The organism is Shewanella sp. Iso12 (genome assembly GCF_012030025.1).
Taxonomy (GTDB): Bacteria; Pseudomonadota; Gammaproteobacteria; order Enterobacterales; family Shewanellaceae; genus Shewanella; species Shewanella algae.
On sequence record NZ_JAAUHW010000001.1, the window covers coordinates 595,421 to 610,788 of the forward strand.

The following is a 15,368-nucleotide window of genomic DNA, read 5'->3' on the forward strand; positions in this document are numbered from 1 at the left end:
CGTGAAAACGTCGCTGCAACTCAATGCAGCGCCATTTAAAAACTGGGTCAGCGTTATACCCCAGCCCCATTTGCAACACAAGACATCAAACTCACTATAGTCATAAAAATCCACAGCAGACAGCGACTATAAACTCAGATGCTTGTTAACTGCCGATGCCAATTCATCGGGGTTGAACTTGGCAATAAAATCGTTGGCGCCCACTTTTTGCACCATGGCCTGGTTGAACACCCCACTCAACGAGGTATGCAACACCACCTTGATATGTTTCAGCTTGGGATCATCACGGATCTCGGCGGTCAGGGTGTAGCCATCCATTTCCGGCATCTCAATATCTGAAATAATCAGCGGGATCTCATCGGCGACATTGTCCATCTCCGACGCGATACTTTTCAACTTATCCAGCGCTTCCCGACCATCTTTGGCGGTATCTATCTGCAGGTTCAACGAAGACAGCGCCCGAATGATCTGCTTACGGGCCACCGAAGAGTCGTCAATCACCATAATATGATAGTGCTGCTCTCTGTCGATTGTGAGAGATTCATCGATTTCCTGACTGATGTCTGTCTTAACCGGCGAAATTTCATCGAGAATTTTCTCAACATCGAGAATTTCAACCAACTCACCTTCGATTTCGGTCACCGCGGTCAGGTAGGAGTATCGCCCTGCCCCTTCCGGTGGCGGCATGATGGACTCCCAGTTCATATTGATGATCCGCTCGACAGACTTCACCAGAAAGCCCTGCACGCTGCGGTTGTACTCGGAAATAATGATGAAGCAATCCTTGACATCATCTATGGGTTTGCCGCCGGTCGCCGCACTGAGGTCGATAACCGACACTGTGGTGCCGCGAATATGGGCCACGCCCTTAACGAAGGAGTTCAACTTGGGCAGTGCCGTCAGCGGTGGGCACTGTAGAACCTCTTTAACCTTGAACACGTTGATCCCGAACCTTTGCCTGCCGTTGAGTTTAAACAACAGAAGTTCGAGACGGTTTTGTCCGACCAGTTGAGTGCGCTTGTTGACTGATTCAAGAATGCTCGACATAAGGCTGCCTTGTTGTCTTTGTATTGATAAATACCTGCTGTCACGCAGACAGGCATACTATTTGCTTTGTCCAAGACACTGGGTCTCAGTCAAATTTCTGACTAAACCTGTGGTGAAGCCAGCACTGGGATCCGCGAATCATTGAAAGTATAGGTGTAATCTGGCGAGACAAGCTAGCCCGTTCATTATGAAAGTAAATTTTGCGTACATTTTGGCTACAATTTTAATGCCCATCCCAGCGGTGGCGGCAGAGAATAGCTTTGTTCCCAGTATATCGGCCGTAGAAAGCCTGGCTAAAGAGGCAGTTGCCAAAAAAGTGCTGGCGGCCGAGAATGCTCAAATTACCATCACCCCGCAGCGACTGGATTCGAGGCTCACGCCCCCCAGATGCAATTCGCCTTTGACGGCCGAACTTGCCAGCGACAGAGAGATAAGTCGCAACAATACGGTACGCATAGGTTGTAACAGCCCGGAGCTCAGCTACCCGTGGCAAATCTATGTCTCGGTGCGGGTGGATATCAGTTACCCTGTGGTAGTGGCTACCCAGACACTGGCCCCGGGCACTGTGCTTGGGCCGGAAAATCTGGCGCTGCGTTACATAGATGAAACCAGTTTGCGCGGCGCGCAATTTGACGATATCGCCACAGTCACAGGCACCCGCCTCAAGCGGCGCATAGCCAAAGACTATCCGGTATTTGCCGCCAATCTCTGCTTTGTCTGCAAAGGTGACAGAGTCTCCATCTATGCCCGTAACGAGAAGTTTCAAATAAAAACTGTTGGTGAAGCCCTGCATGATGGTAACCTTGGGGAACAGATTCGGGTAAAAAACACTCGCTCAGACAAAGTGTTGGAGGCTACTGTCACCAATGTGGGCGAAGTGGAAGTTCGAATGTAAAAAATGCTAAAGTTCCCCTTGGCGGTGCCGATAAGACAGCAAGGTAATCAGAGAAAAGGCTGGAGCCGAGATGGCTATGGATATTAAACAACTGCAAAATCAACCCAGGGTGAACACAGGTTCAGTCCCCAAGAACACAGCTCAGAGCAGCCAAACAGCTCAGCAAGGTGCTGCTCCGCAGAAAGCTGACTCTGTTGTGGTGTCACAACAGGCGCAGCAACTGCAAGGAGTACAGAGTAAAATGGCCTCCCTGCCGGAAATAGATCAAAAGAAGATCACCGAAATTAAATTGGCGATCGCCGAAGGCAGATATAAGGTTGACCCGGAAAAACTGGCAGCCAACATATCTCAATTCGAATCAGAACTGAACGAACTCAATAAAGGGTCCTGATGCCTGATACCCCGGATATCACCAGCCTGATAGCACAGCAGACGACTCAACTCGAGCGTCTGCTGAACTTGATCGAGCAGGAAAAAAACGCCCTGCTGGATCGCAATGCCGATAATCTGCTGCAACTGGCCAAAGACAAGGGCGACCTGCTCAATGAGGTCAAGGCGGTGGATGAGGCGCTCTCATCTCATCCTGAACAAGCCAAACTCAGTCAGCTACCATTGGCCGAACAGGTCAGTGAAGCTCGCGAACTATTGGCCGCTTGCCAACTGCGCAATCAGGAAAATGCCGGCCTGATAGAGCTGAGCATGGCCAGTATCAATCGCCTGGCGCAAGCGCTGCAGGTCAGCCGTAACGCCTCCAGCCTGACCTATGACGGCAAGGGCAAAACCTCAACCATCGCCACCCTGGGCAACGATCTCAAGGCTTGATTAAAACCCTGCTGCTGTTGCTTATAGCTTATTGCGTAAGCTCAACCCTTTAGTGAGAATCACTGCCTGTGCCCCCTGCCCTAGGCTGAACTCAAGGTGGTTACTCAGGGTACGCGACCCGGCACGCAAAGCTCAGCTCAGAACGCAAAACTCAGCTCAGAACGCAAAACTCAGCTCTCAATTCAGCAACGCATCTTAAGCCATAAAAGGCCACAAAAAAGCAGCCAAACAAGGCTGCTTTTTGCTTATGCCAATTGAAGGTGCGAGCCACTCTCTACAAAATTTACAAAAGTGAACGCCGCGGGGACTTATTCTCACCTTCCTAAAAATAAGTGATCTCTTTGACTCGCTGGGGGCGATTTTGCTGCTGATACAGATCCCACACCCGGGCGAAATCCAGCTCCAGTTCGGTCACATAATGATCTCCGGCCGGATAACTGCGCACCACCTTGGCGCCACGGATCACCCCGGAAACCGAGGCCTGGATATTATCGCCTTTCAGCATCCAGTCACTGACTTTGCTGTCGGCCGACAACCGCTGACCATAGACCTGTTCGGCCAATTCACGATAAGCGGCAATCTTGGATGCCTGCATCGCCATCAGCACCTTTTGCGACTGTTCCTTGGCCGGTTGGCTGGCCAGCGGGGCATAGCCTATTGCCGTCAACTTGGGAAAACTGCTCGGCGCCTCAGTCTCCCACTGTACATATCTGTCCTTATCGGCGCAGCCCCCCAGAATTAACGCCAGCGCCAGCGTGGCCAATGACAGTGTTTTGTTCCAATGCTTCATTACTTGTCTCCCACTATCCGGCCCTTATCCTCACCACGGCTTTCGTAGCGATAAAGCAGCCCTTCTTTTGACACCACCTTATTGGAAGGCGCCAGGTAGCCGGGCAGCTCTTGCTCCTGTACCCGCACACCGGCTGCCGAAAGCACCCGGTTGTTGTTGACGTTGACAATTCGGCTGTTGAACAGCATTTCACCTTTAGCCTGACTCATGCTGGTGACCAGTACATGCTCCACCGCAATATCGGTCGGTAGTTGCTGCCAATCACGGGTAAGGATGAAATCTCCCTGTGGCGTTACCCGCACCGCATCGGCCAGGTTCAAATCCACCAGGTTAAAACCGCGCTGATGAAAGGCCGTCATCAGCCCCTGCTGCAGTTGTGAAGCGAGCGCATTGCTGCTCTGCATGTCTTCCACCATCACAGGTGTCATCACCAATAGCGGCTGGGTCGGCTTGAGAGCGTCATTATGAGTTACCAACTCATCAACCAATTGCTGCGCCAATAGATTGACTGGCGCCGCTTGCGACTTGACCTCGGCCTGCTGTTGCGGCGAAGTCATACTGCAAGCAGGCAGCAAGAGTAAAGGCAATATACACAGGGCTTTATACATAATATCCATCCCACTGGTACCCTGGCGGGCACTTGCTTTATTGAGGAACCTGGCGACTCATGGACCTGGTGTGAACCTTGGCCTACCTGACTTATGCCGCGCTTTCTCCGAGGTTGTCATTAAGCACCACGGCTAACTCGATTAGCGCCAAGTTCCTTTCACTGGGGTAAAGCTATGCAAATAAAATACCAACCTAAGTTAGGCCTGCAGACCAAGTACAAACAGATGACACCGGCGAACCAACCCAATGGCCTGGCAGCTTATTACAGGCTTTTACGAAGATGTTTAAAGGGCTTATCTACGCCTTTTCATTACCCACACCTTCATTTGCCCCTTCAATTTACCCACTGGCGGGCAATGGGAACTTATATTCTCTGTTCCCTTATCGGCAAACTCTTGCCGCGCTTTAGTCATGGTCGCAAACTGCTCTGCATCAGCTGTGAATGGATGGCGCTGGCATAAAATTTGAATAGCAAACGGTACCAGTTTAAGTGGCGGCAAAATTCCGTCACCCTGACTCCTATTTTGAGGAACCGTCTTATGAGATTGCGCCCCTTGCTCTTGCTGCCGCTGCTGGGCATCAGCCTGAACGCCATGGCAGAGTGGACCGAGGCCCGAGGTGAAGCCAAAATAATCAATGGCAATTTGACCCAGGCACGGGAAGCGGCAATGGACAACGCCATCAACATGGCTCTGCTCTCCCGTGGCGGCAGTTTTCAGTCTACCCAGAGTGTCAGCCAGGGGCTCTTGACCCAAAACGATTTCAGCCTTTCCAGTCAGGCGCAGATAAGCAGCGTCGAACTGGTCAGCGAAATGCGCCAGGGAGACAAGCTCAAGGTGGTTATGCGGCTCGATATTCTCGATGGCCCGGATAACAAGTGCCAAAGCTCAGCCATCAAGGCCGCTATCCTGGTGCCACAGGCCAGTATTAAGGACAGAAGCCAACTGCGTTATGGTCAGTTGGAAAATTTCCAGCGAAGCCTGTCCGAGCGGATAGCGGCAACGCTGGATAAACAATCCTCCACCAGTTTTGCCCACCTGCACGCCAAAGAGCGGCTGGATATCAAAGAAGAACTTATCAATATCCGTGGTTACCGTTTGCCGACTTGGATAAGTGAAATTACCGACAGCCAGTATCTGTTGCTGCCGCAAGTCATTGATATCTCCACCGAACCGGCCGAATCCGGCTTTATGGGCCTGTGGGACAGCGAGCCTCAGCGACTGTTTCAGCTGCAGCTCAGCCTCTATCATGGGATCAGCGGCGAGCAGATCTGGTATCAGAACTACAGCATTTCCGCACCCTGGGAGTTTGCCAAAAATGAATCCGTCGCCCCCAACAGCGACAGATTCTGGCGTGCCAGTTATGGGCAGGCCATAGATAAGGTGCTGGCCAATGCCAGTAAAGATATCGATATGGCCCTGGCCTGCAGACCGCTGCTGGCACAGATAGTAGTGCGTCAACAAGATAGAGTGATACTCAACCTGGGGCGACGCAACGGCATCCGCGTTGGCGATCAGTTCCAAATCGTGCTGCAACAAAACCTGCCCGACCGCATGAACCAGATGCGCGCCGTGGCCGGAGAAACCCGGGCGAAAATCACCATAGATCAAGTCACAGAGGAAAGTGCCACCGCAGTGCTCAGCGGTGAAAATGCCGCCCTCAACATTCAGGTGAATGACATCGCGATTAAGATTTAAGCAATTAAATCCAAAGCCTTTTCATCCGGGTGAAAACCAGTATAATCACTGGCGTCTCCCTATAGCTCAACAGGATAGAGCAGTCGCCTCCTAAGCGACCGATCGGGGTTCGAGTCCCTGTGGGGAGACCAGCATTTTCCTCTTGTGCCTGCTTACACAAGTCTCAAGCTTCTTTTAGAACCCATCCACCTGCCGATTCAGGCGCTTCAAATTAATGATTTTGTTCTCTGATAGTTTTCTTTTGGGAAAACGTTGAGTTGGTGATGTGGTCATCTTGGCTTTAAAGCCCAAAGTAGCCAACCAACTTGGATTTAGCTTCCCACTAAGCAACATCCCATCACCTGCGGTACGGATGGGCAGGAAGCTCGAATGCCGTGAAGGACAGGACGTCCGAGAACGGTCCTTTTCGCACAGGCGATCCTGTGACATGGCAAGTGTTGCGCAGCAATATGCTTTCGAGCGCGTGTCGGGGATGGCGACCTGGCCGTTGTGCATGGGGATGCACTTGCTCCAAGACTTTAGGCCGCTGACAAGGCGAATATCATTGCTTTTATTCAAGTCGTGACGAATAAACTCAGACTTAACTGCCAAACACGTGGTAACCCATCACCTGCGGTGCGGATGGGCAGGAAGCTCGAATGCCGTGAAGGACAGGACATCCGAGAACGGTCCTTTTCGCACAGGCGATCTGACCTTTCCCCGAGATTGGTACTAATCTCGGGGAAAGGTCAGATCCCGTGACTCGCTGTGAACCCATTGCACTTGAGAATTTCCACTGGATCAATCGTTAGAACAGCGTATGAACTTATCGTCTTCACCTTAGTATTGACAAGTATATGAGTTACCACCACTCACAGCTCATTTATTAAGTTGATTTATCATTATTCATAAAGTAGTCTTATTAACGCTTGGCCTAGGATTGGCCGTTAAGCTCCATCCCTATACTATTAACTCAACAGGAGATGGAAAATGAAAAAACTCTCAAAATGCATCAAAAAGACCGCTCTCAAAAAACCTATTACTGTTGGTAAAAGTTGGTTCATGGTTGAGCATATCAACCGAGAAAATGGCGATTGTACGGCTGTCGTTTCAACCCCTAAACCAGGCCGTGCAGAAGGCAGTCTTTGGTTGTCTCCCCCTAAATTTCTTCCGGAAAATGAACGAGTTGAAATTTTTGAAGGGGTATATCTAACTTTTAAAGACTTATCGAAACAAAGTCGAATTGTCGTTTTCATTGAAGCAGACAAGAGTGTGCCAATATTTTCGGGCTTCCCTTATCAGTGGAAAGAAGCATTCCGTTCTGATCTAGCCTAAATCATGCAAAGCAGTTCTCTTTTTCCATTTCAGAGAGCTGCTTTATTTCGTCAGCCAATCTTTTGACTCGACTTACATTTGTTTCCTTCCTCCCCAACAATGCCGCAGTAGTGATCCCAAGCTCTCGCCTGACCTGCTCAATATCCAAGTAAGCATAGGTGCAGGCGTTAATGCTAATGTCACAGTGGCCTGAAAGCTTACTGGTGATTTGCCCGTGGTTTCAACATCAGCCACCGCGCATCACGCTTCAACTGGTGATCGACCGACGGAGATTATGAATGGTGACACTTTTGTCCTTGCCTTCGCCCGCAGTCCCGCTCTTTCAGTTATCCGGTCCTAGAAGCTGCCCTGACTGGATTTTTCGGTCACACCGCCTGTAAGGCTGTTATCTGCATAAACATCATTCCAGTATTACTGGCCTATATCTATCCCATTGATTGTACAGGGCCTTCAACTCTTGTAAAATCCGGTAGCAAGCTTGAGTGCGGGCCACTTTTGTGGTAACGGGAAGGAAAATCGGTAAATGGAATTAGTCAGCTCTTCGCATTGCGCGGCATCTTATGCTGCGCCTCCATCTGTAAATTTTGATGTCATATTCGGTGCACTTTTCGATGCACTTTACCGGGCATCTTGCAATCCATCTCGTTCCACACCTTCTGGCGCACTATCGACAGCAAATCTAGCCAAATCCGGGGCCTGTGTCCCTCTAAGCCCAAGTTAATCAGAACGATAAAACTACGGCGTTAAGCATCTGCAGCGGCCAACTGGCTAATAACCATACCCTACAATAAGTTGTTTATATTATGTCCCAATTTATAGAATCCCTCCCCGACTACTTTAATGCTGTTAAAAACAGTGACGGCTTTCCTGAGAAATTCATCAACGACCTTTTCTTGATTGGCAAATGCAGCGCAGATACCGACTGCGTGAAAGAGATCCGCCAACTGCTGAAACAGCATGCGAGCCAGGATATTCAGAATGCCTTCAAGTGCCGCAAGAAACTGATTAAAGGCGAGAAAGAGCCTGATATGAGAGATGTCTTCTGTGTCCTTTGCGAATATGCCAGCCTATCGGCCGAGCTGGATGTCGATTACCTCTATGCCAGGCTTGGACATACCATCATAGATATTCGAGCCAGTCAGCCACTGGAGGCACTCTGCGAGCGCCCCGAGCTGTTGGCGCGTTTCCCCTCGGTGACTTTTCTGGCTATCGAAGAAGTGCCCTTTTGTGGACGGCAGTTGCCGGAAAGTATCGGTAACCTGCCATTGCTTGAAAAGCTCAACATTGAAGGCGATTACAAGACACTGCCCAAGAGCATTGAAAAGCTAAAGAAACTGCAAGAGTTTAAAATTGACTCAGTGCCGCTGGAAAGTCTGGATCTTGATTTTCGCCAACTGACAAACCTCAGCAGCCTAACCTGGTACGATACCCCTATCTGCGGCGCCGAGCTGTTTGATTTACCGGCGGGATTGACCAAGATTGATTTGGCGTTTGTCCCGGATTTACAACGCCTTGGCACTAACTTGGATAAGCTGCCACAGCTGCAACACTTAAAAATCTCATGCTGTCCCCAACTTGCATCTATTGATGAGCAACTGACCTTAGCCAACCTCAATAAGCTGACACTATGGAAGAACCCGTTATTGAGTTCAATCCATGCCAATACGGTGCTTGGCAATCAAAAAACATCTTTCACTAATGGCATAGATATCCGCTTTGCCCCAAAGATATATGAAGATATAACCCGGCTTAAAATCCAAGAAAAGAAACTGTTGGCATTGATCTGTGAGCATGCTGCATGTTTTCCTAATCTCAAAGAGTTGCACCTAGGTTATGCCAGAGACTTAACCGGCATTCGCTTCCCTTTTGGGGCGTTTTCGCAACTGGAGAGCATCTGGGGGGCAGATTTCGGCGACGACGGCTTCTGGGATGAACTACCTCTATGTCAAAGCCTTAAAAATCTTAGTTTTAATTCGACCAACTCGGAAACCATCCCCGAGTCGTTTAAAAAGATAGCGGCGCTGGACAGCCTCAGCATAATGAACGGTCAAAAACTCACCATAGATGCGTCATTGTTGCCACGAAACATCAAAAAGCTGGAAATCGACCGCTGTCATCGCCTTATTGCACCAACCGAGAGACTAACCCTGGATGAACTCATTCTAAGCCATTGCCCGGTGGACAACGAACGGCAGCTGTTCAGCAATATTTCTACAGCTGTGATGAAATACTACCCTGACGATGACACGCCGGACACGGGGGAAGAGCTGTCTCAATACCTGCCTCAGCCAGAGCGACTCACCTCCATCACCACTAGACTGGCGACAGCTAAAATTGCCGATCTATTAATGCATTGCCCCAATCTAGCGTCGCTCAATATTGACCCGGCCCAAGTTGAGACTGAGCTTGAGGATGGATACGCAGACCAAAGGGAGACTTTACCTGGTTTGAATTGCCCCGCCGTTACCCAGTTGACCTCGCTGGAGCTGGACAATACAGACGTCGTTACCCTTGGCCCATTGCTAACGAGTAGCCCCAAGCTTGAGACAGTTAAACTCAACAAATTCGACAATTTCCCTGCCAATGTTTCGCTGCCACGGCTGAAAACCCTGTTGATTTCACGCAGTGATCTTAAAACCCTGGCCTCATTCGATGCGCCGGCATTGGAAACCTTGAAACTGGCCCTGTGTTATGAGTTTGGTCTGGAGGCCACCAAGGCCCTGATGAAATATACCCGCTTGCATCACCTTAAACTGATGGGAATGCACAAGAGCCTGGATCATTTCCCCATAGAGCTTAAGGCACTACCGTTAAAACGGCTTTCTCTGAGAGGCGGCGATATCAAGGTTATCCCTGATTTTATCGGTGAGTTTACCGAGTTGGATACTTTATCTCTGGAGGACTTTGTCACTGAGTCTCTGCCCGAATCCATGTTGGCGCTTGAGAAGCTGGAACGCTTGAGTATCGATTGCTGCAAATTCCTTAAACCTATCCCTCCCAGCTTCAGAAAGCTCAAGCTGAAAGTCCTTTGCTACACCATAAGCAAATTCAGCGGTTTCAACATGAACCCCAAGCTGTATCAAAACTTGCTGACCCCGAATTACACCGAGCAGACCAAGTATCTCGACGATTAAGTTATTAGGTCGATTCAACAGAGCCACTCAGCGCCCCAGTAAGACTTAAACTCGTAAAAGGTTTACAAACTGGAACGCGATTTGCTGCACTGAAGCGCCATGGAGTCATCAAAGCCATTTTTTTGACAAGCGGTTGCCAGGTGGGTAAAGCGCAAGGGATTACAGCCGGTAAACGCCTGTCGGCACTCGAAGGCCTGTGCATTGAGCCGCCAGATGCTGTGTTATGTGCCCTAATAGGCCGATTGAGGGGAAATCCCGTTTGGCCAGGGCCATTAAGCTTCCATCTTCTTGGCATACAACAAGGTGCTTACCGCCTTAAAATGAGCCGGGTATTTGAAGCTATGCTCTCTGGTACAGATTAAGACTTTGGCAAACGCTAAGTACCAAGGTACTGTATTATTTAAACTTTAGAGTCAGAATCCTATCGTCTGCCAGGCGGGGGTTACAATCTGGGTTTTGACACAGCCCATCTTCAACGAGGAAACCTCCATGACAGAGCTGTTTGCAGCCAATTTGCAAATCATCCAGTCCAGATGGCCACTGGCGGGGGCAATACTCAAACAACAAGCGCCCGGCAGCCTGGATGCGGCCTTGGTGACAGGGCAAAATCAGACCATCAGTGTCGATGGCATTCAGCTCAGCAGCCGTCACAACCGTTTGGCAGAAGCCAGACTGTATATTGATACCCTGCCAGCCGGCGCGACCGCGGTCAGTCTCTATGGCGTAGGAATGGGCGATGTACCCAGCGTATTGTTGGATAATCCCGCCATCACCAAGCTGACGGTAAATGTTCTCAACCCGGCCATTTTCGCTCTGGTACTCAGCTACACAGATCAATCCGAATGGTTGAGCCATCCGGCCGTCACCCTGGAGCTGCAGCCGGAACAACTTAAAGTGACCCAGCCTTATATCGCCCTGATAGCCGACCTTGAACTCTGCAGTGATGAAAATGCCAGGCTCAGGGATCTCTTGGTGCTCGAGCAAAATCTGCCTTATATCAACCGCCGCCATCAGGCGACCGACCCTGCAATAATCAAGCGCCTGCAGGACAATCGCCCTTTTCTGCTGCATGACCCCGATGTGATTGAGCTTAAGCGGCAGGTTCACAGTCATAAGGCCCTGGTCATAGGCGCCGGGCCTTCGCTGGAAGAACATTACGATTACCTGGCCAAGTTGCAAACGCAGCGGCAAAGGCCGCTGATTATCTGCGCCGACACCGCCATGAAGGGCTTGCTGCACCACAATATCCGCCCCGACATAGTGGTTTGCATCGATGGACTTGTCGGCGAATACCACCTGCCTTTGGCACTCAGCGAAGGGATAGCACTGGCTTATTATCCCCGGGTCGCCCCCGAAATCCTCAATGGTTGGAGAGGCCCCAGGTTTAACGCCTATGGCAATAGCCCGCTTTATGATGCGTTGGTTAAAGAGATACCCAAGACTCGCCTTTACACCAACGGCAGCGTGATCCACCCGGCGATAGATCTGGCAGTACTACTGGGCGGACGGGAAATTACCCTGCTGGGCTGCGACTTTTGCTATTGCCACAACAAGAGCCACGCCTTTTGGGATGACTTTGCCAAGACTACTGAGGATAAAATGACCCAAACTTGGGTAAAAAACACCACACACAGAATGCAAAATGCCAGCCATTGGGTGCTGGATGGCCATGGTCAAAGGGTGGCAACCGATCTCAACCTCAGGGCTTACCTGCGAAACCTGGAAACCTACATAGCCAAGCGGCCTCATGTCAGGTTTTATCAAACCAGCCTCTCAGGCGCCCGAATTAAAGGTTGCCAATACAAGGAGTTGAAACCATGATCCAAGATTCATTGGCACAACAGCTGCTCGACACGGCCACCGCGTTCAGGCTTGGCAAAGAAGCAGAGGCCTCCGGGCGGCTGAAAGATTGCATAGAGCAGATGCAAGCACGACTGGAACAGCAACAGCTGCCAAACGAAGCGTTGCAACTGGTGCCCGGCATGTTGGCCTCGCAACAACGCCATGACTGGCTGGGGCTGGCCGACACCCTGGAATATGAACTCGTGCCTTTACTGGCCTAAGCACTCAGGAATACTCTTTCAGTGCCGATAAAGCACTTGAATCACCCAAGCGGAAGAAACTGATGAAACATACGCTTTTTATTGCCGAAGTATCCAGCAATCATCACAGGGATCTGGAACGCTGCTTTGATTTTATCGCGTCTGCGGCGGCCATCGGCTGTGACGCCGTCAAGTTTCAGCTATTTAAAATTGATCAGCTGTTCGCCCCCGAGATCCTCGAAAAGAGCGAAATGCACAGAAAGCGCAAGGATTGGGAACTGCCAGTCAGTTTTCTGCCACAGTTGAAACGCTGCTGCGATAGCCACGGCATTGCGTTTTCCTGCACGCCTTTTTATCTCGATGCTGTCAAAGAACTTGAACCCTATGTCGATTTCTACAAAATCGCCTCTTACGAGCTACTGTGGGATGAACTGCTGATCGCCTGTGCCAAGACAGGAAAACCCGTGGTCATTTCTGCCGGCATGGCCAACTTCGACGAAGTTGATCACGCTATCTCTGTGTTGAAAGACTCAGGTTGCCGCGATATCACCCTGCTGCACTGCGTATCAGCCTACCCGACGCCTAAATCCGACTGCAACCTGGCGGTAATTGGCGCTTTTCGCGAGCGCTATGGAGTTAAAGTGGGTTGGTCTGATCACAGCGTATCAGCGGCAGTGATTCGCCGCGCCGTTGGCCGCTGGCAGGCCGATTGCGTGGAATTTCATATCGACCTGGATGAACAGGGCGCCGAATACGCCGCAGGGCACTGCTGGCTACCCCAGCAGATGCAGCCGGTGATCGCCGAATGCCGCGAAGCCGAGCTTATCGACGGTCAGAGCGACAAATTGCTGGCCCCTAGCGAAGCGCCGGATCGCGACTGGCGCGCCGACCCCAGCGATGGTTTGCGGCCGCTGAAACACCTTAGATAACTAACGCAATTGTTACTGACAGGATTAAACAACTGAGGTGCTGCCTCTTGTTGATATAGGAAAACCATATGAAACCCCACTCCACTACATCTCGTCGCAAAAAAATCATTTTTGCCGGAGCCTATGGTATCTACAGTCACGGCGATGATGCAGCCTTGGTGGTATTGATAGACCAGCTACGTCAGCAATTTGGAGATTTTGAAGGAGTAGTATTAAGCCGCCACTTAGATCAGGATTATAGTATTTACGGGCTTCGCAGCGTAAAGAATCTTGAGTATGAAACCAAGGCAGAAAGCTTGGGGAAATGGTTTCAAGGATTTAATTATGATGATGATACCCAGGTATTGAATGAACTATTTGGCGAGATAGCAACCGCTGACTTACTGGTTCTGGGTGCAGGAAACTTCTTGGTAGATTACGCCATTGAACTCTTTCGAGGACCAGTACCTTATTTCAGCGTGCTTTCAATAATGGCAAGAATGAATGCCGTCCCCGTAATGTGGTACGGTATTTCTGTAGGGCCACTCAGTAGTTGTTACGGACAAAAATTAAGCTACTTTTCCTCAACTATTGCTGATTGTATTACCTTGAGAGATCCCTTGAGCTTACATAACCTCAAAGCTCTCGGCTACAAAGGTGAAGCCAAGGTACTGCCAGATGCCGTAATGGGCTTATTCAATGCGAAGGAACAAATCGCCAATAACCCTCTGGCTATTGAACCTGGATTTGTTGCCATCAGTGTCCGCTATCTACCTCAGTCACCAGAAGACAATCTCCTTTACCAGCAAACGCTCGCGGCATTTGCCGACTATTTGGTGGAAGAGCTTGGCAAAACAGTGGTATTCATTCCACAGCAAATTTACCAACACGGGAATCCACAGGAAGACGATCGTGTTGTTGCCAGACAGATTCACGATCTTATGGCCCATCAAACCAAGGTTGTTTTAGTTGAACAAGCACTAGATGTTTATCAAACTTGTGCAGCCTATGTTGGGGCCAACTTTGCTATAGCGACCCGCCTGCATGCCAATGTTTGCAGTGCTATTCAGGGAGTACCTTCCATTGCCATTGACTATAACCCCAAAGTAGCCTCATTTATGGAATACTTGAATGAGGAGGAATATGTGTTGGCACCAAATCAAATGAGCCTCCAGAAGCTTAAAAAGCTAACCAATCAATTAGTTGAAAATCAGCAAAAGATTAAGCAAAACCGAATCACAAAAGTAGAACAGGGGTGTAAAGATATCCTCACCTACTCAGAGTTGGCGGTTGATTGTTTGGAAGCTTCATCTTAAGGGAAAATTATGCGGTTAAAAAATCAAGTTGCCATCATTACCGGTAGCTCTCGTGGGATTGGGCGGGCTATCGCCGTTCAGTTTGCCAAAGAAGGAGCCCATGTTGTGATCAACTACCGGGACAACTTCCTGGCAGCGCAAGAAGTCAAAGAACAAGTAGAGTCTATCGGTGCTCAAGCTATTGTTATACAAGCAGATGTATCTAAACGAGCTGATATTCAGAGGCTGTTTTCCTCCACCTTGGACGCCTTCGGCAAAATAGATATCTTGGTAAATAATGCAGGTATAAACAAGCGAGGTTGGTTTGACGAAATTACAGACGACGACTGGGACCTGATAATGGACACCAACTTAAAGGGGCCATTTATCTGTTGCCAAGAGGTTTTTCCTCATATGAAGTCCCAGAATTTCGGCCGTATCATTAATATTTCCTCAGTGGCGGGTCAGTATCATGGCCCCAAAACTGTTCATTATGCGGTGTCTAAAGCCGGGCTGAATAGCCTAACCAAGGTTTTGGCTCGTTATGGTGCGGAACACAATATTATGGTTAATGCGATTGCACCTGGAATAATGTTGACCGAACAAACAGCTGATGAGCTGGCCAGTCCGGCCGGACAAAAAATTATCGATATGACTCTGGTTAAACGTGCCGGAGAGCTCAAAGATGTTGCTGCTACTTGCGTGTTTCTGGCCTCTGATGAACAAAACTATATTACCGGACAAGTACTCAGCGTCAGCGGCGGCGCTTATCTAGGCTAACTCACAACTATTTCAAATCTAAGGGAGAAACTAAC

Annotated in this window: 14 protein-coding genes and 1 tRNA gene; 12 read left to right on the plus strand and 3 right to left on the minus strand. The window is 49.7% G+C overall.

Features of this window, described 5'->3' with window-relative positions:
• Positions 1-126: 126 nt before the first annotated feature.
• Positions 127-1,047, minus strand: coding sequence for a chemotaxis protein CheV (locus HCX89_RS02650; RefSeq protein WP_025011045.1), 921 nt, complete (start codon positions 1,045-1,047; stop codon positions 127-129).
• Between the two features lie 187 nt (positions 1,048-1,234).
• Between HCX89_RS02650 and flgA the strand changes: the two genes are divergently transcribed.
• The 3 genes from flgA (at position 1,235) to HCX89_RS02665 (ending at position 2,764) form a co-directional block, all read left to right on the plus strand.
• The gene (flgA, locus tag HCX89_RS02655; RefSeq protein ID WP_025011044.1) at positions 1,235-1,942 is read left to right on the plus strand and encodes a flagellar basal body P-ring formation chaperone FlgA; all 708 of its coding nucleotides are present in this window, start codon (positions 1,235-1,237) and stop codon (positions 1,940-1,942) included.
• Between the two features lie 70 nt (positions 1,943-2,012).
• Positions 2,013-2,333, plus strand: coding sequence for a flagellar biosynthesis anti-sigma factor FlgM (gene flgM, locus HCX89_RS02660; RefSeq protein ID WP_025011043.1), 321 nt, complete (start codon positions 2,013-2,015; stop codon positions 2,331-2,333).
• On the plus strand, positions 2,333-2,764 hold the full coding sequence (locus HCX89_RS02665) for a flagella synthesis protein FlgN (RefSeq protein WP_144164680.1): 432 nt from the start codon (positions 2,333-2,335) through the stop codon (positions 2,762-2,764). Before flgM ends, HCX89_RS02665 begins: the two co-directional genes overlap by 1 nt.
• Positions 2,765-3,086: 322 nt before the next feature.
• Here HCX89_RS02665 and HCX89_RS02670 read toward each other — a convergent pair whose 3' ends face one another.
• Positions 3,087-3,554, minus strand: coding sequence for an LPP20 family lipoprotein (locus HCX89_RS02670; RefSeq protein ID WP_051472584.1), 468 nt, complete (start codon positions 3,552-3,554; stop codon positions 3,087-3,089).
• On the minus strand, positions 3,554-4,171 hold the full coding sequence (locus HCX89_RS02675) for a FlgO family outer membrane protein (RefSeq protein WP_223828927.1): 618 nt from the start codon (positions 4,169-4,171) through the stop codon (positions 3,554-3,556). The genes HCX89_RS02670 and HCX89_RS02675 overlap by 1 nt, the downstream gene beginning before the upstream one ends.
• Positions 4,172-4,702: 531 nt before the next feature.
• On the opposite strand from HCX89_RS02675, the gene HCX89_RS02680 reads away from it, so the two are divergent.
• From HCX89_RS02680 to HCX89_RS02720, 9 genes are all read left to right on the plus strand, one after another.
• Positions 4,703-5,860 carry a flagellar assembly protein FlgT gene (locus HCX89_RS02680; protein WP_167714956.1) on the plus strand — a complete coding sequence of 386 codons (1,158 nt, stop codon included), beginning with the start codon at positions 4,703-4,705 and terminating at the stop codon, positions 5,858-5,860.
• 55 nt (positions 5,861-5,915) lie between these two features.
• A tRNA-Arg gene (locus HCX89_RS02685) sits at positions 5,916-5,991 on the plus strand.
• An 838-nt stretch (positions 5,992-6,829) separates the two neighbouring features.
• On the plus strand, positions 6,830-7,174 hold the full coding sequence (locus tag HCX89_RS02690; protein WP_167714958.1) for a hypothetical protein: 345 nt from the start codon (positions 6,830-6,832) through the stop codon (positions 7,172-7,174).
• A gap of 803 nt (positions 7,175-7,977) precedes the next feature.
• Positions 7,978-10,308 carry a leucine-rich repeat domain-containing protein gene (locus tag HCX89_RS02695; protein WP_167714960.1) on the plus strand — a complete coding sequence of 777 codons (2,331 nt, stop codon included), beginning with the start codon at positions 7,978-7,980 and terminating at the stop codon, positions 10,306-10,308.
• Between the two features lie 489 nt (positions 10,309-10,797).
• Complete coding sequence (locus HCX89_RS02700) at positions 10,798-12,129, plus strand: motility associated factor glycosyltransferase family protein (RefSeq protein ID WP_167714962.1); 1,332 nt, start codon at positions 10,798-10,800, stop codon at positions 12,127-12,129.
• A complete protein-coding gene (locus HCX89_RS02705; protein ID WP_045282497.1) occupies positions 12,126-12,371 on the plus strand; it encodes a hypothetical protein in 246 nt (81 codons plus the stop codon). The genes HCX89_RS02700 and HCX89_RS02705 overlap by 4 nt, the downstream gene beginning before the upstream one ends.
• Positions 12,372-12,433: 62 nt before the next feature.
• Positions 12,434-13,279 carry an N-acetylneuraminate synthase family protein gene (locus HCX89_RS02710; RefSeq protein ID WP_167714964.1) on the plus strand — a complete coding sequence of 282 codons (846 nt, stop codon included), beginning with the start codon at positions 12,434-12,436 and terminating at the stop codon, positions 13,277-13,279.
• Positions 13,280-13,347: 68 nt separating this feature from the next.
• Positions 13,348-14,574, plus strand: coding sequence for a polysaccharide pyruvyl transferase family protein (locus HCX89_RS02715; protein ID WP_167714966.1), 1,227 nt, complete (start codon positions 13,348-13,350; stop codon positions 14,572-14,574).
• 9 nt (positions 14,575-14,583) lie between these two features.
• On the plus strand, positions 14,584-15,333 hold the full coding sequence (locus HCX89_RS02720) for an SDR family NAD(P)-dependent oxidoreductase (protein ID WP_174839993.1): 750 nt from the start codon (positions 14,584-14,586) through the stop codon (positions 15,331-15,333).
• Positions 15,334-15,368: the final 35 nt, after the last annotated feature.